Source organism: Secundilactobacillus paracollinoides (assembly GCF_001702155.1).
Taxonomy (GTDB): Bacteria; Bacillota; Bacilli; order Lactobacillales; family Lactobacillaceae; genus Secundilactobacillus; species Secundilactobacillus paracollinoides.
Genome location: NZ_CP014912.1, coordinates 1,508,871 through 1,533,786, shown reverse-complemented (window position 1 = coordinate 1,533,786; position 24,916 = coordinate 1,508,871). Strand labels below are relative to the sequence as shown.

21 protein-coding genes are annotated in these 24,916 nt (G+C 47.4%); 9 read left to right on the top strand and 12 right to left on the bottom strand.

The annotated features are described in order from the left end of the window. Positions 1-309: 309 nt before the first annotated feature. On the bottom strand, positions 310-678 hold the full coding sequence (locus AYR61_RS06415) for an iron-sulfur cluster biosynthesis family protein (protein WP_054711048.1): 369 nt from the start codon (positions 676-678) through the stop codon (positions 310-312). A 184-nt stretch (positions 679-862) separates the two neighbouring features. Here AYR61_RS06415 and AYR61_RS06410 point away from each other — a divergent pair, with 184 nt between their 5' ends. Beyond that, the gene (locus AYR61_RS06410) at positions 863-1,702 is read left to right on the top strand and encodes a prephenate dehydratase (RefSeq protein ID WP_056987210.1); all 840 of its coding nucleotides are present in this window, start codon (positions 863-865) and stop codon (positions 1,700-1,702) included. A gap of 233 nt (positions 1,703-1,935) precedes the next feature. On the opposite strand, the gene AYR61_RS06405 is transcribed toward AYR61_RS06410, so the two are convergent. The 3 genes from AYR61_RS06405 to AYR61_RS06395 all read right to left on the bottom strand — a co-directional run bounded on the left by AYR61_RS06405 (position 1,936) and on the right by AYR61_RS06395 (position 5,232). After that, positions 1,936-2,934: a ketopantoate reductase family protein gene (locus AYR61_RS06405; protein WP_054711046.1), complete on the bottom strand. Its 999-nt coding sequence runs from the start codon at positions 2,932-2,934 to the stop codon at positions 1,936-1,938. Between the two features lie 411 nt (positions 2,935-3,345). Continuing rightward, entirely contained in the window at positions 3,346-3,834 is a 489-nt protein-coding gene (locus AYR61_RS06400) for a GNAT family N-acetyltransferase (RefSeq protein ID WP_054711044.1), read from the bottom strand. A gap of 459 nt (positions 3,835-4,293) precedes the next feature. Next, a complete protein-coding gene (locus tag AYR61_RS06395; RefSeq protein WP_056987209.1) occupies positions 4,294-5,232 on the bottom strand; it encodes a magnesium transporter CorA family protein in 939 nt (312 codons plus the stop codon). Positions 5,233-5,430: 198 nt separating this feature from the next. Between AYR61_RS06395 and AYR61_RS06390 the strand changes: the two genes are divergently transcribed. Then, on the top strand, positions 5,431-6,789 hold the full coding sequence (locus tag AYR61_RS06390; RefSeq protein ID WP_056987208.1) for an amino acid permease: 1,359 nt from the start codon (positions 5,431-5,433) through the stop codon (positions 6,787-6,789). A gap of 482 nt (positions 6,790-7,271) precedes the next feature. On the opposite strand, the gene AYR61_RS06385 is transcribed toward AYR61_RS06390, so the two are convergent. After that, entirely contained in the window at positions 7,272-8,666 is a 1,395-nt protein-coding gene (locus AYR61_RS06385) for an FAD-dependent oxidoreductase (RefSeq protein WP_056987207.1), read from the bottom strand. A gap of 138 nt (positions 8,667-8,804) precedes the next feature. Here AYR61_RS06385 and AYR61_RS06380 point away from each other — a divergent pair, with 138 nt between their 5' ends. Beyond that, positions 8,805-9,485: an EAL domain-containing protein gene (locus AYR61_RS06380; RefSeq protein WP_056987206.1), complete on the top strand. Its 681-nt coding sequence runs from the start codon at positions 8,805-8,807 to the stop codon at positions 9,483-9,485. Between the two features lie 33 nt (positions 9,486-9,518). Here AYR61_RS06380 and AYR61_RS06375 read toward each other — a convergent pair whose 3' ends face one another. Then, positions 9,519-10,238: a VIT1/CCC1 transporter family protein gene (locus tag AYR61_RS06375; protein WP_065902200.1), complete on the bottom strand. Its 720-nt coding sequence runs from the start codon at positions 10,236-10,238 to the stop codon at positions 9,519-9,521. A 16-nt stretch (positions 10,239-10,254) separates the two neighbouring features. Further along, entirely contained in the window at positions 10,255-10,938 is a 684-nt protein-coding gene (locus AYR61_RS06370) for a VIT1/CCC1 transporter family protein (RefSeq protein WP_225353240.1), read from the bottom strand. A 341-nt stretch (positions 10,939-11,279) separates the two neighbouring features. On the opposite strand from AYR61_RS06370, the gene AYR61_RS06365 reads away from it, so the two are divergent. Both AYR61_RS06365 and AYR61_RS06360 read left to right on the top strand, forming a co-directional pair. Further along, positions 11,280-11,663 carry a hypothetical protein gene (locus AYR61_RS06365; protein ID WP_065902198.1) on the top strand — a complete coding sequence of 128 codons (384 nt, stop codon included), beginning with the start codon at positions 11,280-11,282 and terminating at the stop codon, positions 11,661-11,663. Positions 11,664-12,134: 471 nt separating this feature from the next. Next, on the top strand, positions 12,135-12,725 hold the full coding sequence (locus AYR61_RS06360; protein ID WP_191982292.1) for a LysM peptidoglycan-binding domain-containing protein: 591 nt from the start codon (positions 12,135-12,137) through the stop codon (positions 12,723-12,725). A gap of 477 nt (positions 12,726-13,202) precedes the next feature. Here the strand turns inward: AYR61_RS06360 and AYR61_RS06355 are convergent, their stop codons facing one another. Beyond that, a complete protein-coding gene (locus AYR61_RS06355) occupies positions 13,203-14,051 on the bottom strand; it encodes an aldo/keto reductase (RefSeq protein WP_065902195.1) in 849 nt (282 codons plus the stop codon). Positions 14,052-14,159: 108 nt separating this feature from the next. Between AYR61_RS06355 and AYR61_RS06350 the strand changes: the two genes are divergently transcribed. Then, positions 14,160-14,576, top strand: a complete 417-nt coding sequence (locus tag AYR61_RS06350; protein WP_054711034.1) for an OsmC family protein — start codon at positions 14,160-14,162, stop codon at positions 14,574-14,576. 378 nt (positions 14,577-14,954) lie between these two features. Here AYR61_RS06350 and AYR61_RS06345 read toward each other — a convergent pair whose 3' ends face one another. Then, entirely contained in the window at positions 14,955-15,863 is a 909-nt protein-coding gene (locus tag AYR61_RS06345; protein WP_225356522.1) for a LysR family transcriptional regulator, read from the bottom strand. Between the two features lie 470 nt (positions 15,864-16,333). Here AYR61_RS06345 and ltrA point away from each other — a divergent pair, with 470 nt between their 5' ends. From ltrA to AYR61_RS06330, 3 genes are all read left to right on the top strand, one after another. Beyond that, complete coding sequence (ltrA, locus tag AYR61_RS06340) at positions 16,334-17,716, top strand: group II intron reverse transcriptase/maturase (RefSeq protein ID WP_065902193.1); 1,383 nt, start codon at positions 16,334-16,336, stop codon at positions 17,714-17,716. A gap of 174 nt (positions 17,717-17,890) precedes the next feature. Continuing rightward, a complete protein-coding gene (locus AYR61_RS06335; protein WP_065902191.1) occupies positions 17,891-19,195 on the top strand; it encodes an IS1380 family transposase in 1,305 nt (434 codons plus the stop codon). Between the two features lie 351 nt (positions 19,196-19,546). Continuing rightward, positions 19,547-21,166 (top strand): malolactic enzyme, encoded by a 1,620-nt coding sequence (locus AYR61_RS06330; protein ID WP_065902190.1) that lies wholly within the window; start codon positions 19,547-19,549, stop codon positions 21,164-21,166. Between the two features lie 51 nt (positions 21,167-21,217). Here the strand turns inward: AYR61_RS06330 and AYR61_RS06325 are convergent, their stop codons facing one another. From AYR61_RS06325 to AYR61_RS06315, 3 genes are all read right to left on the bottom strand, one after another. Next, positions 21,218-22,039 (bottom strand): HAD-IIB family hydrolase, encoded by an 822-nt coding sequence (locus tag AYR61_RS06325; RefSeq protein ID WP_162258244.1) that lies wholly within the window; start codon positions 22,037-22,039, stop codon positions 21,218-21,220. Between the two features lie 394 nt (positions 22,040-22,433). Next, on the bottom strand, positions 22,434-23,564 hold the full coding sequence (locus AYR61_RS06320) for a vitamin B12 independent methionine synthase (RefSeq protein WP_056987203.1): 1,131 nt from the start codon (positions 23,562-23,564) through the stop codon (positions 22,434-22,436). 474 nt (positions 23,565-24,038) lie between these two features. Next, positions 24,039-24,527, bottom strand: coding sequence for a GNAT family N-acetyltransferase (locus AYR61_RS06315; protein ID WP_054711026.1), 489 nt, complete (start codon positions 24,525-24,527; stop codon positions 24,039-24,041). Positions 24,528-24,916 lie beyond the last annotated feature (389 nt).

Genomic DNA, 24,916 nt, shown 5'->3' with positions numbered 1-24,916 from the left:
CTTATTTATCGGTAACAAGTGAGCTCAACGTCAGTGTAATGGCCCAATTCGGCAGGTTGTCATGGTGTCGACATCAGTTGGCGACCGTACTTTGGTCGGTTACTGATGTGCGAGGCGACTGAGATCCACTCGAGAGCTGCGCAGCAGAAATCGAGTTAGCTCAGTCGCGAGCCACTACGACGGCCTGCCGAATTGCGGAATGCAGCGGACTAACCCACAAAGTATTGAACTTACGACCCTTGTTTCCAACCATAAAGAAACATAAAAAAACGACCAAGACTGGCAACCGCCAATCAGGGTCGTTTTAAATTACTTCGTTTCAATCAAGGCTTCGGGATGGTCAATAATCGCAACGTTGGTGTCTAAAACGCCAACCGCTGACGATAACTGAATCAAGCCAAAGTGGCTCAACGCAAGCTTTGGGGCTTCATTTAAATAGCTATCTGCATAGCCCTTGATGTGGACTTGGCCAACCGGACTGTCGAGGGTCTCATCATAGACTGGATCCACAGCGTCCTTGTTGACGATGAGAAAACGGAAACTGACTTCCAGTGAGCAGACACCCACCTTGGAGTATGGTCCAACCCCATCGTCAAAATCAAGAATTAACCGGTCATCCGATGTCAGCCGGTTCTTCAATCGGGTTTGGACACCCTGTGTCATTTCTAAGTTTGTCATCAGCGATTCCCCCTTTGATTCATACATTTTGCCACGTTTATGCCCAAGTGTAAATTAAGTTGCTCTGGCTTCTGAGCTGTGGTGTAATAGGGATAGTGAACCTTAATTGAAACGACGAGGTTGTTATCGGTTACATGACAAATTCACTTATTTTGCACACCCTACTATAGAAAGAAGTATCCTCATGAAATTATCTGTCCTGGGTCCCGCTGGCACCTTCACGGACGCAGCCTCACAAGTTTTTAGTGCGCGCCATCCCGAACTTAACATTGCGCCTGACTACCACCCGACCTTTGACCTGGTCTACAATTCGGTCGCGCCGGATGGACTAGGTCTGTTACCACTAGAAAACCAGTTAGATGGCTTCGTGTTGGCAACCCTGCAACGCCTACAATCCGCTGATGTCACTGAACTCGGCGAAGTCACCGTCCCCGTCAACTTCGGTCTCGCAGCCAGGGTCGACGACATGGCGAAAATCAAACGCATTTTCGTCCAATTTAAAACGGAGGGGCAATGTCAGAACTTGTTGGCTAACCTGCCCCAGGCGGAAATTATCACGACTTCCTCCAACATGACCTCGCTGGAAAAACTCCAAGCTGGTGATACTGGTGACGCAGCCATTGTGCCGCAATCCCAAATGGCAGCCCTGGATTTTCCACTTTTGCAGGATAACGTGGCCGACCAGGATGATAACGCCACCCGCTTTATCATTTTTAAGAAGGAACCGGCTTCCCTCACCGCACCTGATGGCACTGAAGCGCCGACGACAGCCTTCAAATTTCCGATGTTCGTGACACCGCCAACCGAACAACCAGGCGTCCTGCGGGAAATTTTGACCCACTTGGCGGATGCTGGCCTGAACTTGGTCACCATCATGTCATTGCCAACGCGGCAAAAGATTGGTATTTATTCGTTCTACATCGAAGTCTCCGGGACGTTTGCCCAAAAGGCCCTTTTATTTGAGACAATTGGTCAAATGGCAGCAGCGTACACAGTGCATCCGTTAGGGTTTTACGCGTTATAATCAAAATCAAATAGGACGGCCACGTGATTGCGAGGCCGTCCTATTGTGGTTCTAAAGGAGGTATTCAATTAACTGGTAACGCGTTTATCGGATGGGACACGCGCTAAAGGCTGGCTAACACCCGAAACCGGGAGGCAATCACCGAAACTAACTGAATGGCAGACAGTTAGCGGCAGCATCGTGACACCCTAGCTTCGGCATCCCATAGCGGTCATTCACCCGGACCTAACAGCTTATGCTTTCAAAGCAGCAGCGGTCTTCTCGGCAGCGTCGTCTCGCGCCTTCTTTTCGTTGGCCCGGTGGTATTCAGACAAGTGAACCAGGTTGGTTAAGAAAATGTGGGTGTGCGCTTCGTAATGATGCTCGCGACCGAGTTCAGCAATGTACCCGTTGATGTAATCAACTTCCGTTGGGCGGTCATGGATCATATCCTGATACATCGATGGGTAATGTAATGGCATGTCGATCCGGGTATTGTGGTCCAATGCGGCCATTTCCTCATCACGGGTCGATACCAGCGTAATGCCGGCACGCTCGCAAATATCGTAGGCTTCGTCGATCAGTTGACGGCCGAGGTCATACGCTTTGTCGAAGTTCCCAAACTCACCCATTTGGATTTCAAATAAGGTACAAAGCGTGTTGATAACAGAGTTGAAAATAACTTTGGTCATCAGTGTCCCCTTGAAGTTGGTCGTCAACGTTGGGTGCATTTGCGCTTTATCCAGTTCATCAAATAACCGGTGTGTCATTTCATCAGGCTTTTCAGTCAGGTTCGCCATGTTCATCTTACCTGCACCGCGCTTGCCCATGAAATCAACGTCGCCAGGGCCGTTCAAAACGGTGGCAATCAATGCGGTTCCGGCAATGATCTTGTCGTCAGCAAAGTACTGCTGCAACTTTTCAATGTGCCCCATCCCATTCATGCAGGTAAACGCGTACTGGTTTGGTTTGAAGAAGTGCGCACACCGCTTCAAGAAATCGGCCAACTGCATCTGCTTCGTAAAGAAGATGTACATATCAGGATCATCATCGTAGGTCTCAGGCGTCTCTAATTTAATTTCGGTCAAATGGCGATCTTCATGGTCGCGGGAAACGTAAACGCCGCCCTGTTCGCGAATCTTGTCAATATGTGGTTGCCAGGTATCGATAAAGGTAACGTCATTGCCAGCCTCCTGTAACAAAATTCCGTAACGTAAACCCATTGCACCGGCACCGATCATTGCAAATTTCATAAAAGATCACACTCCATTTTTTATTTTTTTGATGAGAAAAAGCGCCCTTAATCAGCATTTCTGCTAACTAAGGGCGCTTCTGCGCTGTACCACCTTTGTTCGCGACATCTTCACAGACGTCACCTTTTCGCGTACGGCCCCAGGGCGATACGCTAGTACTGTAAGGGGTACGACCCATGGACACTCAATCTTCGCATCCACTGCTCAGCGGTTACTTTCGGTTTAACTTGGCGGTCCCTTCTCACTTAACGGGATTCACTGACGTCGCGGTTAAACGTACTCTCTGCTTCATAGCATTTATTTTTCTCATCATTTGTTAATGTGGCTTTAATTTAATCCTAAATCCGATTTTCGTCAACCCTTTTTGCGAAACTTTTTTAAAATTAGATTAGAATTTCCTCGTAAAATAGCTTAACGAAGCGGTTTAACCATGTTAGTCCAAATTTCACCAGCGTGGTCTGAATCAGCCACCCCATCATTGTGAAACCCATTTTGTTCGTAAAATGGGACTAGCCGGTCTAAGCAAGTGAGCGAAATCGTTTCACGCTGGGCTTTGCGCGCGACAGCTTCGAGGGCAGCCAGCAGCTGACTGCCAAGATGTTGATGCTGCGCAGTGGGTGCCACGGCCAGCGATAACACAAGTTGGTTGCCACCAGTTGCCGGGTTTGGCGTTGAAGTTTCGTACATGGCGTCCAAAACGTACGGACTGTCAGCAGCTGGGCCAACAATGAATCCTTGCACGGTATTCGCCTCATCTCGCGCAACGAGGAAGGTATCCGCTAAGTTCGCGATTCGTGTTTTAAACGCAGCTGGCGTCCCCGCCTCTTCAGGCGTAAAACCCGCACGTTCGATAGCGACAATTTGATCTAAGTCAGTTGGTGTTACTGGTTCGATTTTCATTTGGTGATTTCCTCTCTTATGATGATTTGGTTTAATAATGTGCTGAATGTCGCGTCGTTGCGATAATTGAAAAAGTCATTATAAGTGGTAAGTCTTGATAAGTGATGTCATGGTATCTGCTAATCAAGCATTGGCGATAACTCTCATATTGTGGGAAGCGTTGCTATCAATGGCCTTACTAGCAGTCGAGGGCGGATTCTCCGCAAGCCTGGCTTAACGCCATTATGATGCTTAACCAGTGGTAAAAAGGTAGCTCAACATCAGTGGAATGGCGTAATTTGGCACGGCGCTGAAGTGGCTCGCGATGAAGCTAATTCGATTTCCACTGCGTGTCTCTCGAATGGATCTTCATCGTCTCGCACATCAGTAACCGACCAAAGTACGGTCGCTAACTGATGTCGACACCACAGCACCGTGCCAAATTGCAGAATGTAACGAACTATCTCTAAACGTAGAAGTCTACAGATCATGATGCTTTCGAAGATACCACAGCAGGCCAATAATCGGCACCACTGATAGCACAATGGAGAATTCCCAGCCCCAAGACACTTTAGTCAGTGGCAGGCCCATGTTCATCCCCCAAAAGCCAGAAATAATGGGTGGGAATGCCAGGGCTAGTGTCCAGACCGTCAGCAGTCGCATGGTGTTGTTCAGGCTGTTATCCAAAATATTACTGTAACTGGTTGACAGTTTTTCAACCACCTCAGCCGCAATATCAGCTAGCGATTGACTTTGCTCAACTTCAACCAACAGATCGTTTAAGTGTTGCGTCTCATGCTTATCTAATTGTAACGGATCATCATCCGCATCCGACATCACCTGAATCTGGCGAATGGCTAACACATTATTGTGCGCAGCTGTTTTCAAATAGACCAATGTTTTATCTAAATTTGTCAGCTGAGAAATTTGGTCGTTCGTTGGTCGCCGATGATAATTTTCCAAGTTCGACTGAATTTCATCTAATTTATCAATTCGGTCAGCGTAGCCATCGTTGAGTCTGAATAATAATTCAAGAATAAGCGTCAAACAAGTGCCCTCGTGTTGATGTTCACGGTGGATTTTAACAATTTCAGTCATTAAATTAGCCACGTATTTCGTTTCCTTTTGCACAACTGTCATGACCATCTTATCCTTAAACAAAAAGGCCACGGGGATGGTCTCCTCTTCACCAATAATGCTGTCATCGCCGTCATGCCGGTTAATGGCGCGAAAAATCAGCAACCCAGTTTGCCGGTCCGCGTCGTAATTGAACCGGGCGCGCTCACGGCGGTCTTTAATGTAAGAAATATAACGCGGTGTTACCTTATAAGTTTGATTTAACGCCCTTAAATCAGCCTCATCAGGCTCATTCACAGCGACCCACGTGAGGTCGTTCCAGAGTGGAAATGTCTTGATCATTTGCGGCCATCCTTTTTAAAAATTTGCGCTCAGCGCGTTTTTCGTGTAGCATTATTCTCATACTAAGTTAATAAAATGGGGTTTGGCTCAGTATAGTCTATTATCGTTATCATATTATAACACGGTCATGCACTTATATTTTTCCATGGTCGACACCTCAGTGTTAACTAGCACTTTATGTGAAAGGGATTAGAAATTATGAAACGTAAGTTAAGTGCCCGTCAGATGCAAATGATTGCGCTGGGCGGGACCATCGGTGTGGGGCTGTTCATGGGTTCCACTTCAACCATTAAATGGACTGGGCCATCAGTTTTGATTGCCTACGCCATTGCCGGTCTTTTCCTCTACATGATCATGCGTGCGTTGGGCGAAATGCTCTACGTTGATCCGGATACCGGTTCTTTTTCCAAATTTGCCACGGAGTATATTCACCCATTAGCTGGTTTTTTAACCGCTTGGAGCAACATCTTCCAATTCGTTATCGTTGGGATGAGTGAAATGATTGCCATTGGCGGTTACTTCGATTACTGGTGGCCGCATTTACCCGACTGGATCCCCGGTCTGGTGGCCATCACCTTCCTGTGTCTCGCCAACCTGATCTCCGTTAAGATGTTTGGGGAACTTGAATTCTGGTTTGCCCTCATTAAGGTCGTGACCATTATTCTGATGATCATCATCGGCCTCGGCCTCATCATCTTTGGTATTGGGAACCACTTCCACCCAATCGGAATCAGCAATATGTGGACGCACGGGTTCTTCACTGGCGGTTTCAAGGGCTTCATCTTCGCCCTCGCCATTGTGTTGGCGTCCTACCAAGGTATCGAACTGATCGGGGTTACCGCTGGGGAAGCTGAAAACCCACGCGAAACGTTGGTTAAAGCCATCCGTTCAACGGTATTCCGGATTCTAATTTTCTACATCGGTGCCATCTTTGTTATCTTGAGCATCTATCCGTGGAACGAGCTGGATAATGTCGGCTCCCCATTCGTTGAAACGTTTGCTAAAATCGGTATCACTGCCGCGGCCTCCATCATCAACTTCGTGGTCATTACCGCTGCCCTGTCAGGGTCCAACTCTGGGATCTACAGTGCCAGCCGGATGTCTTACACGCTGGCCAACAACGGTCAGTTACCAAAACGGTTCCTGAAGTTAAACCGCCACGGTGTGCCATTCTACTCAGTCATTGCCATTTCCTTTGGGATCTTCCTTGGGGTCGTGCTGAACTTCGTGCTTCCGCTCTTCTATAAGGGTGCCAGCAACATTTTCATCATGGTCTACAGTTCAAGTGTCCTGCCAGGGATGATTCCGTGGTTTGTCATTTTGATCAGTCAAATTGAGTTTAGAAAACAGCACAAGGACCAGATGAAAGACCATCCGTTCAAGATGCCGTTCTCACCATATTCAAATTACATCACCTTGTTCTTCCTCTTGTTGACACTCGTCTTCATGTTCATCAACCCAGAAACAAGAATTTCAATCTGGGTCGGCGTGATCTTCCTTGTGATTATGACGCTGATTTACTTCCTGAAGTTTCATGGGAAGGTGAAAACGGATTAGAGAGTGGAAGAGTGTGGAAGGAGGCGGTTAAGGAGTGGAGCCTAAGTGACTTTCGGTTTAAAATCCCGGGTTTGGATTTTGAACCGGAAGTCGCTTAGGTGCAACTCCTTGCCTCCTGGAACACGTTTCGGCAATGTAAAATCGCCCCACGTCGCAAGAAATATTCAGTAACTTAAACGCACAAAAAACAAAAAAATCACCCACTACATTCTCGTAGTTGGGTGATTTTTATCGTCTTAAATGGAAACACAACTTACCATATTTATTAAAGCCTGCTAATTGAGACTGTTTTTCAACCCTACTTTGCCTGCATTTGTCTTTTTGGTTTGTGGCGACGTGCTTTCTGCCCTCATAGCCGAAACGTGTTCCGCAAGGCACGGGGCTAACGTGTAACGGACTCTGGTCTAAAAGTCAGACCCGGACTTTTAGACCAGAGTCCGTTACACACCGCCCCTAAACCGCCTTGCTCCACACTCTACACTCTACAACCCATTCTGATTCCCCAACGCCGTAAACCTCGGCGAATCATTTCCCGCTTCTCGTTCCTTATCCACGGCCAATTGCGCCACGATGTTCAAGTAGTTGAACGGGTTATCGAAGTTTGGTTGGAACAGCATGTCAACCAATGATAAATCATCGATCGTATTGTTATTTTGGATGGCAATCGAAATGGCATCCGCTGACTGCGCAATTTCGTGCTTACTGATCATTTGTGCGCCCAGGACCCTTCTCGTATCCCGGTTATAGATCAGCATAATCGTCAGCGCATCCGTTGTTGGCATATACTCCGGTCGCCACGTTCCTTCATAGACCACCTGCGCCGCGTTTATTTTACGCTTCAACGCGTGTTCCAGGGTCAAACCGGTCGTCGCTATCGAATAACCGAACAGTTTGATGGCGGACGTTGCCTGAGTACCCATATATGGGTAGTTTTCGTGGAAAATGTTGTGAGCGACCAAGACGGCTTGGCGAACCGCACTCGACGCTAACGGGGTATAGGCTGGCCCACCAGTTGGGTTGAACCGGACCATCGAGCAATCGCCCGCCGCGTAAATATCTGGATTGGTGGTTTGCATGTGCCCGTTGACCAACAAGAAACCGTGTTTTTCGACTTCCACTTGACCGTGTAACAGGTCGCTGTTCGCCACAAACCCTGAGGTGACAATGGCGGCATCCACTTGGTAGTTTCCGCCAGCCGTTTCCAGTTCTAGATTACCCTCACTATCGCCGTTGAACCCGGTGACACGATGGTTCAGGAAAATCTCAACACCGTGTTGTGCCAGCATGTCCACGATACTGTCAGACATCTGTTTACCCACATAGTTATCAAGAATCTGACCGCCGCTTTGAAACATCTGTACTTCATGCCCCGTTTTCGCTAAGGCTTCCGCAAATTCAGTGCCAGAATACCCGGCGCCAACAATGGCGATTCGATGGTATTTTTCAGAGGCTTGATAAATTTCTTGAGCCTGCTGGTAATTTTTGCAAAGCAGTACCTTAGCGTTATCGATGCCAAAAATTGGCGGCACCACTGGTGTGGACCCAGTCGCCATCACCAGTTTGTCGTATGTATCCGTAAAGACCTTTCCCGTGACCATGTTGGCCACCTGAACTTCGTGGTTGACCGCATCGATCTGCAGAACATCGTGGTTGTCTTCCACTTTTGCGCCAAGGTCGCGCAGCTCTTCAGGTGAGGAGTAGAACATATCCTCCAGCCGGTTGACCTGGCCGTCAAGGTACAGGGAGATTCCGCACGACAGAAACGAGAAATTATTGTTCCGTTCGTAAATTGTGACATCCGTTTCCGGGTGAATTTTCAAAATTTCAGTTGCCGCAATGGTCCCAGCGTGCGTCGCGCCGACGATAATGACCTTCATTAGTTGCCCTCCATTACATTCCATAACTATCCACATTATACTATCGTTTTTGTCTAAAAACCTTACTCTTTGAAAACTTTTGTCCTATCAATATGATATAATTATCTTAATATTACGAGGAGTCTGGAGGGACCACAGGTGTACCGGTACTTTATCCAACCACAACTAAATGCGTTTACGAACTCGCTGATTGGCTATGAGATGCTTATTCGGAAATACGCGGATGGCCGGTGGCAGCTGCCAAAGGATTTCGCATCGATTCCAATTGAAGATCAAGTCCCAGTCATGGCACAGACGGCAAAGGAATTATCGTTAAAAATAAAATCCGTGTCGTTTAATCTGAACCGGACGCAGTTTATTGACCCGGAAATGTCAGCGGCACTGATTGCGGCGCAAAAAGCCATCTTCCCTGTCAATTTAATCGTTGAAGTCACTGAAGAGGCCGCCGATAAGAACGTGACCATCGCACAGTTAAAACGCCAGATCCGCCATTTTGCCACCCACGGGATTCAATTTAGCTTGGATGACGTCGGCACTGGCATCAACACGTTCGACCACATCAGTTCTTTGCTGTCACTCGCCAGTGAAGTGAAGTTTGCGATGCAAAACTACCGCCGGGCACACATGACCGATAAAATTCACGAGGACCTGTCTTTCTGGCAGCAAATTGCGAAGAAGGAAAAACTGCGCCTCATCGTTGAGGGTATCGAAGATGATAATGATAATCACATGTTAAACGACATGGACGTGGCGTATCGGCAGGGCTACTACTACGGCCAACCGCATCTCTTTGAATTAAAGGGCGACAAAAAAGACTGAGTGTGCGCTCAGTCCTTTTTATTATGCCGTTCGTTATTTCAGCAGGATCCCCACTGAATAGTGAATGATCATGGTCAGAATGCCGACAATGACATTCCGGATAATTGCAGTTTTAGTTAACCCATCACCCAGCTTGGCACTCAGAAACCCAGTTAGGGCAACTGAAGCACAGACGGCCAGAATCGTAATGGGCCACTGGTAGGCAACCGGCGACAACGTCATGGCTGCCAATGGAAAGATTCCCCCAGCTGACGCGGAGAACAACGATGAGAAGGCTGCTGACCATGGGTTCATATAGTGATTGAGTTTCAAATCGTACTTAACACTCACTACCGTTTCAAGCGGCTTTTTTGCCATTAAATTATTGGCGATCTTTTCCGCCGTATCGCGGGACACACCCAGGTTCGTATAGTGGTTAACGACCGCTTCGACCTCGTCAGCATAATTGGTCTTCAACAGGCGTTCTTCAGTGCGAACGACCGCCTCTTCGGTATCCTTTTGGGTGCTGACTGACGCATATTCGCCGGAAGCCATCGAAAACGCACAGGCCAGCAGATCTGACAGGCCGGCAATAAAGATCGTAAACTGGTTCGTTGTGGCAACCGCGACACTGAATAGTACCCCGACAACGGTCAAGATCCCATCGTTTGAGCCCAGCACCCCAGCACGCAGCGTGTTCGCACGTTCTTCCATCGTTTGGGAAGACTTTTTAGGCTTTCTTGCTTTAAGTTCGTTGATGACAGAGTTCACCATCCTGATCTCCCCCTTCTTAATGACTACCGATCAACGTTCCGATCGCAAACGTGACGATCATGGTGATGACACCGGAAATAACGTTTCGCATCACACCGTGACCGCGGTTCGCATTGCTCAGCGTTGCGGCACTGTACCCCGTCAACGCCAGCGCGATAACAACGGCGACCGCGGTGCCCCAGATTCGGGCACTGACTGGCAGCAGTGTGATTGCCAGCATGGGCAGGATCGACCCGATGGGAAACGAGATCATGGACGCGATGGCCGCTGCGTAGGGACTGGTAAATTCCCCAACATCGAAACCATACCGCTCACGGACCGTGGTCAATAGCGGATCCTTCGTCATCATTTCCTTCGTTGCCTGCTCAGCCAGTTCCGGCGCAATGCCGTCGTCAACATATTTTTGCTTCACGAAGTTAAATTCGTTATTATAGGAATCAGATAAAGCTTCCTTTTGACGCATAATTGCTCGCCGCTGCGTATCTTTTGTCGTGTTCACGGACACATATTCGCCCATCGCCATAGATACCGTACCGGCCAACATACCTGAAATACCCGAAATGAAGATGGCAAAGGAATTAGTTGTTGCACCGGCAACCCCGATAACGATCCCGGCAACGGATAGGATCCCATCATTGGCGCCCATCACAGCTGCTCGCATGACGTTGATTCGTTGCGCTAATGTTCTTTTCTTGTTCAAGTTGTTCACCCACCTTTTAGATTAGAATTATTCTTAACTGCAGAGTAAATTGTAGTCTATTCGACAGTAAAAGTAAAACAAAAATAAAGTTAGGTCAACTTAACTTCTGACTAAAAACCACTGAAAGGCTTACGCTCAGTGGTTTTTTGTTGGTTATTCAATTTTGGAATTTTTTTAAATTAACAATTTTACGTAGGTCAACCCGCGTGGTGAAAGCGATTCCCTCTCCTTTTCGGCACCCCTTATCTAAAAACGAGCCCCCGCTGACGCCTCCTAATCACTGGACAAAAGGGGTCGTCCTTGGTTTAATCAAGGCAAACAAGATATAGGAGGCGTTCACGATGAACGATGAATTAGACGTCCTAAGAACGTTATATCAAACCACCAAACAAATACTGATCACTCGACCGCTCACGGATACCGAGATCGCAACTTATCATGAACAGTATAGTCTGTTAACCCCGCTTGGCCAAACAAAACAGGAAACCGCGCTGATTACCGCCTATCAGGCGTTGATCATGGATAACCTATCGTTTCCAACGCACGGCCTATTTTATCTAATGAACATCAATACGGATCACACCACGATCTCACTACCCGTTTCTCCCCAACAAGTCCATGACTGGTCAGTCAATGACCGGCATCTCTTGCGTCTGTTTGAGGAAAAGGCGTTCCTCTATCAAGGATTGCCAGTGGACGATACAGCCGCTATGGCACTCCTCTAACTTTCCAGCACTTAATCAGTCGTCTTCGGCCTTTCTCGGCGGGAGACGATATTTTTATGTCCTTCTCGTGTCCCTGACTGCGCAATACCCACATTGCAACGTTATTCAGCAATAAGCACCCATTTGCCGGTTAAAATGGCAACCTTTCCGTACGCACGTCTATTTTTCACACGATAAGTTCTCATTTTTTAAGGCCTCACTCATTTTTACGCAACATATTTGTCATGTTGCGCTTACATATTTCGAAATATGACAGCAATATAACAAAGTAACAGTTATATGACAAACTCGGGATTTACTGTAGCCCACCTGTCAATAAAACCACTCTTTTGCATGGTATAGTAATTCTTGTAGCCAGAAGAAATAACACTTTTCTTATGACTATATAAATAGTTTCCTTACATTACTAGTATAACAACGAAAGGTTGGCACACTATTTTTATGTTAAAACACACTTCTTTTACTCGTAGCTTGCTCGTATTCGGCGCCTTTATCGGTTTAGGTCTTGTATCGACCACCGCTAAAGCAGACACGACGTACACCGTAAAGTCCGGTGACAGCCTTTGGGCCATCGCTCAAAGATATGACACCACTCCCCAGAGTATCGTTAAGGCAAATGATCTTTCATCCGTTAACGCGGTGATCCTTCCTAAGCAAACGTTAAAGATCAGCAACGATACCAAAGCAGACGCAGCCGCTTCCAAAGTTAAGCCTTTATCAGAGGATAGCAGCAGCAAAACAACAACTACCACCAAGTCTAGTGACAGCAACTCGCAATCCGGTTGGATGAGCATGGTTGCCACTGCTTACGACCCAGAAGTTGCTGCTGGCGGCCAAGGCACTTCGATTCCTACTGGTACCGGCGTTGCCGCAGCCCTCAGCCGCTTCCCTAAGGGCACTCAACTTGAGATCAAGTACCAAGACGGCCACACTGAACAACGTGTCATCAACGATACCGGGACCTTTGCTTACAGCAATCCCAACCAGTTGGACATTTCCATGACCAACGCCCAAGCAATGCAATTTGGCCGTCAAAACATCCAAGTTCGTGTTGTGGACTAAATTTATTTGACGCAAATGAAAAACGACCTTCCAATTTGGAGGTCGTTTTTTTGGTTTTACTGGTAAGTCAGTTGCATTCCGCAATTTGGCACTCCGTGTGGTGGCTCGCGATGAAGCTAATTCGATTTCTGCTGCGCAGCTCTCGAATGGATCTCCATCGTCTCGCACATCAGTAACCGACCATAGTACGGTCGCTAACTGATGTCGACACCACAGCTCCGTGCCAAATTGCTCCATTACACTGATATTGAGCCAACTATGAACGACCGTTAAACATCAACATTTAGTTGAACCAAGTTCCTAGAGAATCCGCCCTCGACTGCGCGCAATGTTCTTGCCAGCAATGCTTCGCATAACGTGCACACCAACTAGCAGTTTTCGAGACACCCCCATAAGCGCTTAATTTCACTATATTGGTTTTCCTAGGTTGTAGCGTAGTGGCGCCATTCGGCATTGCAGGCTGTTATAGCTATATGGCTACCCTTGAGTAGCGTTATGAAAATGACTCGGTGCCGTATCCTGGCATACGTTTAGTCGTTCCATATCAATGGTGGAAATCAGAAAATCTAACGCTTTATTTTCAGCAATATGGGCCTGGCTCGTTGCCTTTGGCAGTGGCAGCACACCCGTTTGGATGCAGTAGCGCAACGCCAACTGTGGCACCGTCACGTTATAGTTGTTTGCCAGTTGCGTCAGTTCCGTACTATGAAGCACATCACCCGTTGCCAGCGGGGAATAGGCTTCGATCAGGATGTTGTGTGCCTTTGTAAAGGTTGTGATCTTGGGTTCCGTGAAGCCCACGTAGTACTGAATTTGGTTGACTGCTGGTACCACATCCGTATGTTTCAGCAAGTTCTTCAGGTCGTGAACGGTGAAATTAGAGACGCCGATTGCCCGAGCCTTGCCGCTCTTATAAATTTCTTCTAGGGCTTCCCATGTCGCAATATTTTCGGTATCAAAGTTTTGACCGATCTCATTGCTGGGCCACGGTGCGTGGATCAAATAGAGATCGACGTACCCAATATTAAGCGCGGATAGCGTCTCGTTAAAGGCTGTTAACGCCTCATCGTGACCCTTGATTGCTGGTGGGAGCTTGGACGTCACAAAGACATTTTCACGGGCAATGCCGAAATCGCGAATCGCCCGGCCAACACTTGCCTCGTTTCCATAAGCCATTGCGGTGTCAATGTGCCGATAGCCCTCTTTTAAAGCCGTTAAAGTTGATTCATAAGCAATCTTGCCATCTGGGATCTGCCAGGTCCCAAAACCGATTTTTGGGATGGTGATGCCATTATTAAGTTCGTAAACATCTGTCAGTACAGCCATAGTTTACCTCCTTTAATCATGTAACCGTTTCCCCTTGCAACTATAATTATAGCATTTACTGGCAAAACACCTTACAATTAGAACATCGAAATCCACGAGGAGGACATTATGGGAAAATATATCGTACATTCAAATTTGCGGCCGCTGGGGACGCAGGTCATGAACCGCACAGGTGGCCACACATTCTTGGCGGATGAACCAGCCGTTGCAAAGGGCACGGACGCTGCGCCCAACCCAGTGCAATACTTGTTGGCTGCGGTGGGCAGCTGCATGAGCGTTACCGCCCGCGATTTAGATAATAAGGAAAAGAACCTCACCATCAAAAAGTTCCAGGTCGATGTGTCGGGGGAAACGACATCCTATCAGGATGGCAGTTCCCGCGTCACCCACATTGATATTAAGATTGCGGCGGAGACGAATCTGTCAGAATCCGACCACGCGTTTTTCTTGAAGGAAGTCGTGCGAAAGTGCACGGTACATGAGTCGTTGGTGGGGTCGATTCCGATGGATATTTCATTCATATAGAGTGTGGAGCAGGGCGTTTTGAGGGCGGAGCGTAAGCAACTCTGGTCAGAAAAGTCTGGGTCTGACTTTTTTGACCAGAGTTGCTTACGCAGTAGCCCTCAGCCCTGCGGAACACGTTTCAGCTATGAGGCCAAAAAACACGTCGTCAAACCCAGTTGGGTCAGAAAAGTTTGGGCCTGACTTTCTTGCCCAGAGTTGCTCACGCAGTACCCTTCAGCCCTGCGGAACACGTTTCGGCTATGAGGCCAAAAAGCACGTCGCCACCAACCGCTCGCCAAATTAGCAGGCAACAATCAATTTAATAGACAATATAAAAAACAACTGAGCGTTCAGTTTCCACCTATCTTAATGGTGGATAAACCAACCGCCCAGTTGTTTTTATTTCCCCAACAAACACCCTTCAATCACACCCAAGATCTCCCGCTGCAACGGACTAAACACATGTGAATCCCGGTACGCTAAACTTGAGATAAACGTTGGCATGTCAGCATCCAATAACGGTACCGGCACCACATCCTGACGTGCAGGCGCAACCGCCGTCATCATAAACCCCATGCCGATGCCGCCCGCAATTAAGTTCATCAAACCCTGGATCTCATTTGACCGAAACACGACCTTGGGCCTAATCCGGGCGCGTCTTGCCAGCTGATTGAACGCCTGGTTGTGGATGAAACCGTCCTTGAACATGATAAAATCGCGATCTTTCACCTGTTTAAACGTGATACCTTTCGGGTCAGCCAACGGATCATCTGCCGCCATATAGATTGCGAACGGTGTCTGGTTGAAGACCTGCGTCACAATATGTTGCTCGGCCAGTGGCGCAATCGAGCCCATCAGCGTCAGATCAATGTCACCGCGTTTCAGTGCTTGCAACGCTGTCGATGACCCCGCTTCAAAGGTTTGAATTTTACTGAGCAGTCCCTGCGCCTTCAGCGCTTTAGCGATGCCTGTGAAATACTGGGTTTCAATGATCGGTGGCAATCCGAGACGCAATTGGCCGGCTTTTTCTGCTTCAATTTCTTTTTGCAACAACGCCTCGTGGTCGATCATGGCCCGAGCATGAATCAAAAGTTGCGCGCCAGTGGTCGTCACAGTGAGTGTTCCCCGTGCGCGGTGCCGACTGATGAGAGTCGTGCCCAATTCTTTCTCCAGCCGCTGCAACGCAAACGTGATCGTCGGCTGGCTGACATTAAACTGCGCGGCGACCTGAGAAAAGTTTTTTATTTCCGTTAATTTAACAAAGTATTTTAGGCCTGATTTATTCACAAAGATATGCAAAATACCCATCAAACACATGCATCACGCGTTTGATGGGTATTTTGGTGCGCCCGGCATGGGCGCCAACTAGACGGTGAAAGTCCGTTGCGGGCCGTAGTAGTCGGAACCGCAAGTCAATGACAAGGGTGTCCATCGTGAGGTGGAATCTGAAGGAAGTCGGCGACAAAGTACCGCATTGATGTACAAGAATCAGCCATAAGGCTGTGTTGGTCGGACGAGGTTGCCAAACAAACCAAAGTCCAATACTACTCGAGGCCATCGCAGTAAAGCTGGCAATGACATGGTACGAAAGTGGGCGTTCTTACCCGGGGAGGCCTGTATCGTACGTTCCCGACAAGAGGCGCGCTAAGCGCCACAGGAACAAACATCGCAGTGATGTGGTGCAGAACGATACAGGAGTCAGCCGAGGCCATAGTAGTGGTATCTGCCACGAAGGGCTGAACAATAATAGGTCATCATTGATATTGGAGGTGGAGACAGTGCAACAACCGCAGAATACAGAAAAAGCTGACCGCCGGCGGACAGTAGGACTGGAAGCCCAAGAACAAGTCGGGGTGCGTAGCACTGACTCTGGTGAAAATACGATGATGAACGGCACTAAGTTTCAAGAGTTAGTCTTAGACCGAAATAACCTGAACGAGGCTTATCTTCGCGTCTGCAGAAACAAAGGTGCAGCAGGACTAGACGGAATGACCGTTGACGAACTGTTGCCCTACTTGAGGAAACATAAACAGGAATTACTGCAAGCTTTACAAAACGAGACCTATCGGCCTCGTCCCGTTAAGCGGGTTGAAATTCCAAAACCTAATGGTGGTAAACGCAAGCTCGGAATACCAACTGTGATTGACCGACTTGTTCAACAAGCCATGGCGCAAGTCATGGTGCCAACATTTGAGCGTGTCTTCTCAGATAATAGTTTTGGGTTCCGACCGAATCGAAGTGCTAAAGATGCCATTGATAGAGTGGTTCAGTTCTACAATCAGGGCTATCACTATGTCGTGGATCTCGATTTAAAAGCATACTTCGATACGGTCAACCACGATCTGCTTATTAAATTTATTGAGCAGTATATTACGGATCCATGGATACTGCATCTCATTCGTCGCTTCCTAACCAGCGGTGTCATGAATGGTGGTCTATTTGAACGAAGTGATAAAGGCACCCCTCAAGGTGGCCCCTTATCGCCACTTTTGGCTAACATTTATCTCAACGAACTGGATAAGCTGTTAACTTCCAGAGGTCATAAGTTTGTCCGCTATGCGGACGATTGTAATATTTATGTCCGAAGCAAACGTGCTGGAAAACGGGTTCTGACTAATGTTACTCGCTTTCTTGAAGGCGACCTAAAGGTCACCGTCAATGAGGACAAGACATCAGTAAGTTCGCCTCTGCGGGCCAAGTTCCTGGGATTTTCCTTGGGGGTTGGTCGAGGAGGTGCGTATGCGCGACCTGCTTGGCAGGCCAAGCAACGCATCAAGTCTGCACTCAGGAAAATGACCAAGCGCAATCGGGGCGTTTCGTTAAACCTGGTGTTTAACGAGATTCATCAAAAGATGCGTGGGTGGTTACAGTACTATTCGGTCGGGAAAATGACCAATTTTATCCGTCACTTAGACGAATGGTTGCGAGCAAGGATTCGCCAGTATATTTGGAAACAGTGGAAGAAGCTCAAAACAAAGGTCAATCATCTTGTAAAACTGGGGCTTTCTGGCACCAGTGCTTATACAATGGCCAATACCCGTAAGGGTTATTGGCGAACTGCGCATAGCAAGACATTGACCTATACTCTGACAAACAAAAGACTGGAACGCCTTGGACTCATCAATATGAGCAAGACACTCCAGTCAATACAAAGTGCTTAAATTATTGAACCGCCGTATACGGAACCGTACGTACGGTGGTGTGAGAGGTCGGTAATTGAATTAATCAATTACCTCCTACTCGATTATTTTCACCTTTTAAGTACACAAAAAGAGCCCCAGCTCTGGTATAGTTAAATTGCTAAACAAAACCACATGAGAGAAGAGGACTCTATATTGAAAACTTTACAGGAAATGGCATTAAATTTCAACAAAAACATTTTAGTATCGCATACGGGTGGTCAATTATCTTCCGATGGCGGGCTAACATTGTGTGTAGAGCTGATGGCAAAATTCCAGTTCACCATCTTGGCCGACAAACTATTGAGGTTCAATGACCAGCGACGATATTGTCAACACAGTAATTCTAGTATCTTAAAACAGTTAATTCTTCAGATTATTGCTGGTTATAGCGCAGATTCTGCGGCAACTTCTTTAGAAAAAGAACCGCTTTTTAAATTATTATTGGATAAACCGTCTTTGGCTTCACAAGCAACAATATCACGTTTTTGGCAACGCTTTGATAAAGATAGTGTTAGCACATTACAGACTTTAAATGAGGCTTTGATCGACCGTGTTCGACTATTAACCAACCAGACAGCCACGATTATTGATATCGATTCGACTCACTCAGACACTTATGGCAAACAGGAAGCCACTAACTACAACGCACATTATGGTACTGAAGGATATCATCCATTACTGGCAACTGATCAAGATGGTAACTTATTGAAAGCTGTCTTGCGTCCTGGAAATGCCTACACCAGCAAAGATGTAAAAGCTTTTTTAACACCACTATTAAAGCATTATCAAACTCAGCTGCCCACGACTGACATTCTGGTTCGTGGTGATAGTGGCTTCGCCACGCCAGAAGTTTACGATGTCTGTGAAGCCAACGATGTGTTTTACATTATTCGACTCAAATGCAATCGAAAATTACAGAATCTAGCTGAAAAGTTCGTCAAGATCAGTGATCAAACCCAGTGGCAAGAGGAAGAGACTCATTACTACTCTGAAATCTATCAATCAGCATCGTGGCCTAAGCCACGGCAGATTTATATTAAATCAACTCGAGTAGCTGGTGAACTGATCTTTTCACATGAATTTATCGTCACTAATCTGACTAATTTAACGGCTGAAACTGCCTTCGAACTGTATCACAAACGCGGCCAAATGGAAAATTACATCAAAGAAGCTAAAACAGGTTTCTTTTTCGATAAGACTGATAGTTCAACGTTTAATGCCAATGCTGCCCGGATGATGGTTAGTGTACTGGCTTACAATATTGTCAACTTTTTAAAGCAGCTAGCACTGACAAAACATGATTCCGGCTTGTGCGTTAGCACATTGCGGATCCGTTTATTCAAAGTTGCGGCACGTGTTGTGCATACTGGCCGACGCATTCAGTTGCGGCTGAGCTCGTATCATGTTTACCATCGGCTGTTCTACCAGGCTCTACAGCGTATCCAGGCTATTGAATAACCGGCAAAATTAAAAAAATCTGTACAACCAAGGGACAAGTGTATCCAAAAGTTCAAAGCAATTCTGAGTTAGTTGAAAGATCTCACTAGCTAGAACTGATAAACATCGTATTTCAGCAAAAGATAAAGACATACCCGTCAGTTTTCGAAAAAATACGAAAACTGACGGGATTTTTATGAACTATGAATAATTCAGGTTAGGTCTTGTGTATTCATCTTGTCTAATGCCACCCTTTATTTCAGTCATTTAAGCCCTATTATAATCATTTCTTATTATAGCTGTCCAGCTTGACTATGAAATTTCACAAGGCGTATGCTACGGGCATCAACTTAAACGAAGAAGGCAATTCACATGACAGCATCCATCTTAAATGATCCATTTCAAAATAAAGGCATCGCATTTACAATGCAGGAACGTCACGACCTTGGTCTGGAAGGGCTGCTCCCACCGTATGTCGAAACCCTGGACCAGCAAACTACGCAAGCTTACGCCCAGTACCAGTCAAAGCCAACGAATCAACTCAAACGGCAATATCTCATGACCGTCTTTAATGAAAACCGTATCCTGTTTTATAACCTCTTTAGCAAACACGTCGCCGAATTCATGCCCATCGTTTACGACCCGACGATTGCCGACACGATCGAACAGTACAGTCATCTTTATAACGCGCCGCAAGAAGCCGCTTTTCTCTCCATCGATCATCCGGAAAACATCGCTGCCAGCCTGAAAAATGCCGCTGCTGGGCGGGATATCCGGTTGATCGTTGTGACGGATGCTGAAGGGATCCTTGGTATTGGCGACTGGGGCACAAACGGCGTGGCAATCGCTGTTGGGAAACTGATGGTCTACACTGCCGCTGCCGGCATTGATCCAAAACAGGTGCTTCCAGTGATGCTAGACGCTGGTACCAACAATCAGAAATTGCTCGCCGACCCGCTATATCTCGGCAACCACCACGCGCGGATCACTGGCGACCAATATGATGACTTTGTGGACCAATTTGTCACCGCTGCGGAAACCGAATTTCCAAATATGTACCTGCACTTTGAGGACTTTGGCCGCAGCCACGCCGCTAAAATTCTTAAGAAGTACCAGGATCGCTACACGATTTTTAATGACGATATTCAGGGGACTGGCATCATCGTGCTGGCTGCCGTTTTAGGCGCCCTTGCTATTTCTAAACAGCGACTCACCGACCAAACCTACCTGTGCTTTGGCGCGGGAAGCGCGGGTGCCGGCATCGCAAAACGCGTGTACGGTGAGTACCTGCAGGCCGGTCTGACCCCGGACGAAGCCAAGGCCCACTTCTACCTCGTAGACAAGCAGGGACTGTTGTTCGATGACGACCCCACGTTGACGCCAGAGCAAAAACCGTTTGCTCGAAACCGCAGTGAATTTGCTCATCCGGAAGCGTTGACTGACCTTGCCAGCGCCTTTGCCGCCATTCACCCAACGATTCTGGTCGGTACGTCGACCCAGCCCGGCACGTTCACTGAGGCCATCGTTAAGGACATGGCAGCCCACACCGACCGGCCAATTATCATGCCGCTCTCAAATCCAACGAAGCTGGCTGAAGCGAAGGCTGAGGACTTGCTGAATTGGACCGACGGCCGTGCCCTGGTTGCGACCGGGATTCCGACACCTGATGTCACGCTGAACGGCGTCACTTACCAAACTGGCCAGGCGAACAACGCGCTGGTCTACCCCGGCCTAGGGCTTGGTGTGATTGCCGCCAATGCAACCACATTGAACGCGGAAATGATCTCCGCTGCCGCCCACTCTCTCGGTGGGTTAGTCGACGCCAGTAAGCCCGGTGCTGCGGTGTTACCGCCAGTTACGAAATTGGCGCAGTTCTCGACGACAGTTGCTGAAGCGGTGGCGCAAAGTGCCGTTGACCAGCATCTGACTAAAGTGCCAATTAACGATGTGAAAAAGACGGTTGCCGATACCCGGTGGACGCCAACCTATTAATCACTAAAAAATCACCCAAGCAACGAACCGTTGTCGGGTGATTTTTTTGTTTTATAAGGCTTCAGCCATCGCTGCTAATACGCCGTCATGGTTATTATCAAATTGGGTCACATTCCCAGCCTGCTGTTGAATACCAGCGGCGGCATTCTTCATCGCATAACTGTGCGGTGTCATGGTTAGCATACTCAAATCATTTTCGTTATCACCAAAGGTCATGACTTCATCATCCGCAATGTTGTAGAGGGTCTGCAACGCCTGGATCCCTGAGCGTTTAGTGGCTTCCTTGAGGCCGATCAATTCAGTGTTAAAGCCCGAGTTCTCACTACTGAGAAAGTCTGGCAGTTGTGCCTTTAAAACCGTGCGAGCGTGTTGAAAGTCCACGCCTTCAGTGAAGTTAACGGCAATTTTCGTGAACTGGTCATTGACCTTTTGCCCGACCAACTGAGCCAAACTATGAACGCTGATCACTGGCCGGTAGTAGTATTTCACGATTTTGAGTGCTTCCGGATCCATATCAGCGTTGACGTAGGTGCCATTTAGGCCAGAAACAACTTCCTGACTCACATCCTGTTCTGCGAAAAGGTGGCTGATGGTCGCAATCACGCCGTGCACTTGCTGATCAGATAGTGGCATAATTTCCTTCAACTGGTCGCCCTGATGCACAATGGCGCCGTTTTGGGAAATGAAATCCATGTTGTCGGCCACTTCGGTGAATTCATGGCGCAACCGCTGGTATTGCGAGCCGCTAGCAGCCACGAAGTGAATGTGGTTTTGCTGCATCCGTTTAAAAAGGTCGAGAAACCGCGCCTTATCATACGTGCGGTCATCCCGCAAAAAAGTCCCATCCATATCCACTGCTACTAGTTTGATCATCGCCATACCTCACTGTTCTTTTTGTATCATTATATGATAGCAGATTGGCTGGAAGATTTCACATGGTGGCGTGATTTATTCTGGGTCTAAGTCCGTTGCGCTCCGCAATTTGGCACTCCATTAAGTGACATCGACACCATTATTCCGTACCAAATTGCTGCGTTCCACTATCTTTGAGCTTGATTTATCGCTTGTTACATATCGCAATACTGTTAACCCGAGTTTCTAGAGAATCCGCCCTCGACCGCCAATAGTCCTACTGCTAGCAATGCTTCATATTAAAAAGAGCAGTGCCTTAAAGCCTAGATACTGACTTCAAGCACTGCTCTTTTTAATGCACGCTAATTATCTCTTGACTGTGTTCAACAAACGAAAAGTCAATGGCGCATTTTAATTAATCTTCTGGCCAAACGGTCTCAGCAATTTCCTTAACCAAGTTCAACTTAGCCCACTGTTGGGTTTCAGTGAGTTCGTTCCCCTCTTCAGTAGAGGCAAACCCACACTGGGTTGATAACGCAAGGTTGTCTAATGGGACTGACTTAGCGGCTTCTTGGATCCGGGAAATGACGGCATCCTTATCTTCTAATTCTGGGAACTTAGAAGTGATTAAGCCCAATACTAATCGCTTGTTAGGGTCGTTGTTCCAGATGCGCGCAAGTGGGGCAAAGCTGCCGGCACGTTCGCTATCGTATTCCAAGAATAGGCCGTCGTAGTTCAATTGGCCTAAGTAATCGGCCACATCATCGTAACTGCCTGAGAACAGGTAGGTTGACTTGAAGTTACCACGACAAATGTGGGTGGTAACAGTTAAATCGTCTGGCAAGTCCCGGATGGCACCGTTGATTACCTTCACGCTGTCTTCAGCTAATTTCACGTACTTGGCATGTTCTTCAGGCTGGTCAGCGGTTTCGTTCAACTTGCTGATCAGGAAGGCCCAGGTGGTGTCGTCTAATTGGATGTATCGGTCGCCTAATTCGTAGAAGTGCAGGATCGTGTCGCGGTAGGCGTTTGACAAATCAGTCAAATATTCGTCCCAACTGTCGTAGAACTTAGACCAGTTATCACTCCGGTTGTCACGGAATAACATTGTTGGTGATGGAATGGTCTGCTTGACCAGGACGCCTTCTGGTACGATTGATTGTAAATACTTAAAACTTTCGAAGAATGGGTGGTCCAGGTTAACGGCCACTTTGCCAGTCAGCTCAACGTTGTCTGTCCGGGTGGTGTCGCCCTTGAACTTGTAGCTCTGGTGGTAATCGTACTTGTCAACGCCGGTCAGGCTCCAAAGAAAGTCCAAGTGCCACCATGAACGGTTGAATTCACCGTCAGTAACGGCCTTCAAACCAAGGTTGGCTTGTTCTTCAACCACGCGTTTGGTTTCGTCGCGTTGGATTTTTTGCAGGTCAGCAGCGGTAATTTTACCTTCTGCTAGATCCTTATGTGCTTGCTTTAAGTCAGCTGGGCGCAATAAGCTGCCCACTACGTCAAAACGGTATGGAAATTTAGTTAAAGTCGATTCAGTCATGTTTGTTTTCCTCCAGAAATTGTTTTCGATAAATTTGCCAATAAAAAGACCCCTTGCCATCGAAATGACAAGGGGCGAGAAGGTCGCGGTACCACCCAAGTTCGTGTTTATGAGTATAAACACCTTACCGGTAATTGCTTACCGACATTTTAACGGCTGCCACCGAGCCACCAGCTTGAACCGGTGATCAACTACTCAGAGCTCATTCTCGCAAGCGTTGCAGGCCCTCCCTTTCACCTACCGGAGTTCTCTGTGACTGCGCAACTTGGTCTCTTCTCTTCAAAGTTATTAGCGAATTAAAATTTAATGACAAATATAGGCGATAATTTTAATTTTGTCAAGAGTGACGATCAAAACTAGATTTCAGATTCAAATAATCCTGTTACATCGCTTCACTGCGCTAACATTGTGTGGTGAACGAACGATAACCATCTTTCTGGAACCACTCCAGAAAATGAATACCAAAGTGAATTCTTATTTGTGCTCTCCTAAAGCCATCAAATACCAAGTATCGCAAGCGCCATGTTCTGACTGCGGTAATGGCTTCGTCAACTGGTCAAACCCTAATGATTGATAAAGGGTATTCGCGGCAATCATCTGGTGAAACGTTTCGAGATACAGATAGTCATAGTGTGCTTTAGCGTACGCAAAACACTCTGGAATGAGTGACTTTGCCACACCCTGGCGCCGGTAATCGGGCGATACATACAGCTTTTGCAACTCTGCGATACCATCTTCAGGCGCGATCGGTCCCACGCCGCAACCGCCCATCACGTGCTGGTCATCGCTGATAGCAACGTAGTAAGTCGCATTGGGCGTTTTGTCGTACCAAGCACTCAAATGGTCAACGAACGGGTCAAAGTAGGCTGTTCCGGGTAAGTTCAGGTTAAGATCTTCAAGGTCAGTGCGGAGAATCGCTGCCATTTCGGCGTCGTTGTTGGCCGTTATGTTTTGAATTTTCATTGGATCGTCTCACTTTGCTATGGTTTAAAGGCGATTATAGATGGGTTGGTGATGGGTTACAAGGTGGGATTTAGCTTTTTAGTTTTTTGCTAGTGGTGTACATGTCATTAGTTTACTTGTGTTTAGGGCTTTCTTGGCAGCAGTGCCGTAACGCGTTCCACAAACCAAAGACTTGCACAGAAGCGGACTCTGTTACAAAATCCAAGCCCGGGATTTTATAACAGAGTCCGCTTCTGCTCCAGTCTTTAACCGGTTCGTTCCACGCTCATTTTCTCTTTCTTGGCAGCCGTGCCGTAACGCGTTCCACAAGGCAAGGGGCTACTGTGTAACGAACTCGGGCAAAAAAGTCAGGCCCAGACTTTTCTGCCCGAGTTCGTTACACTCCGCCC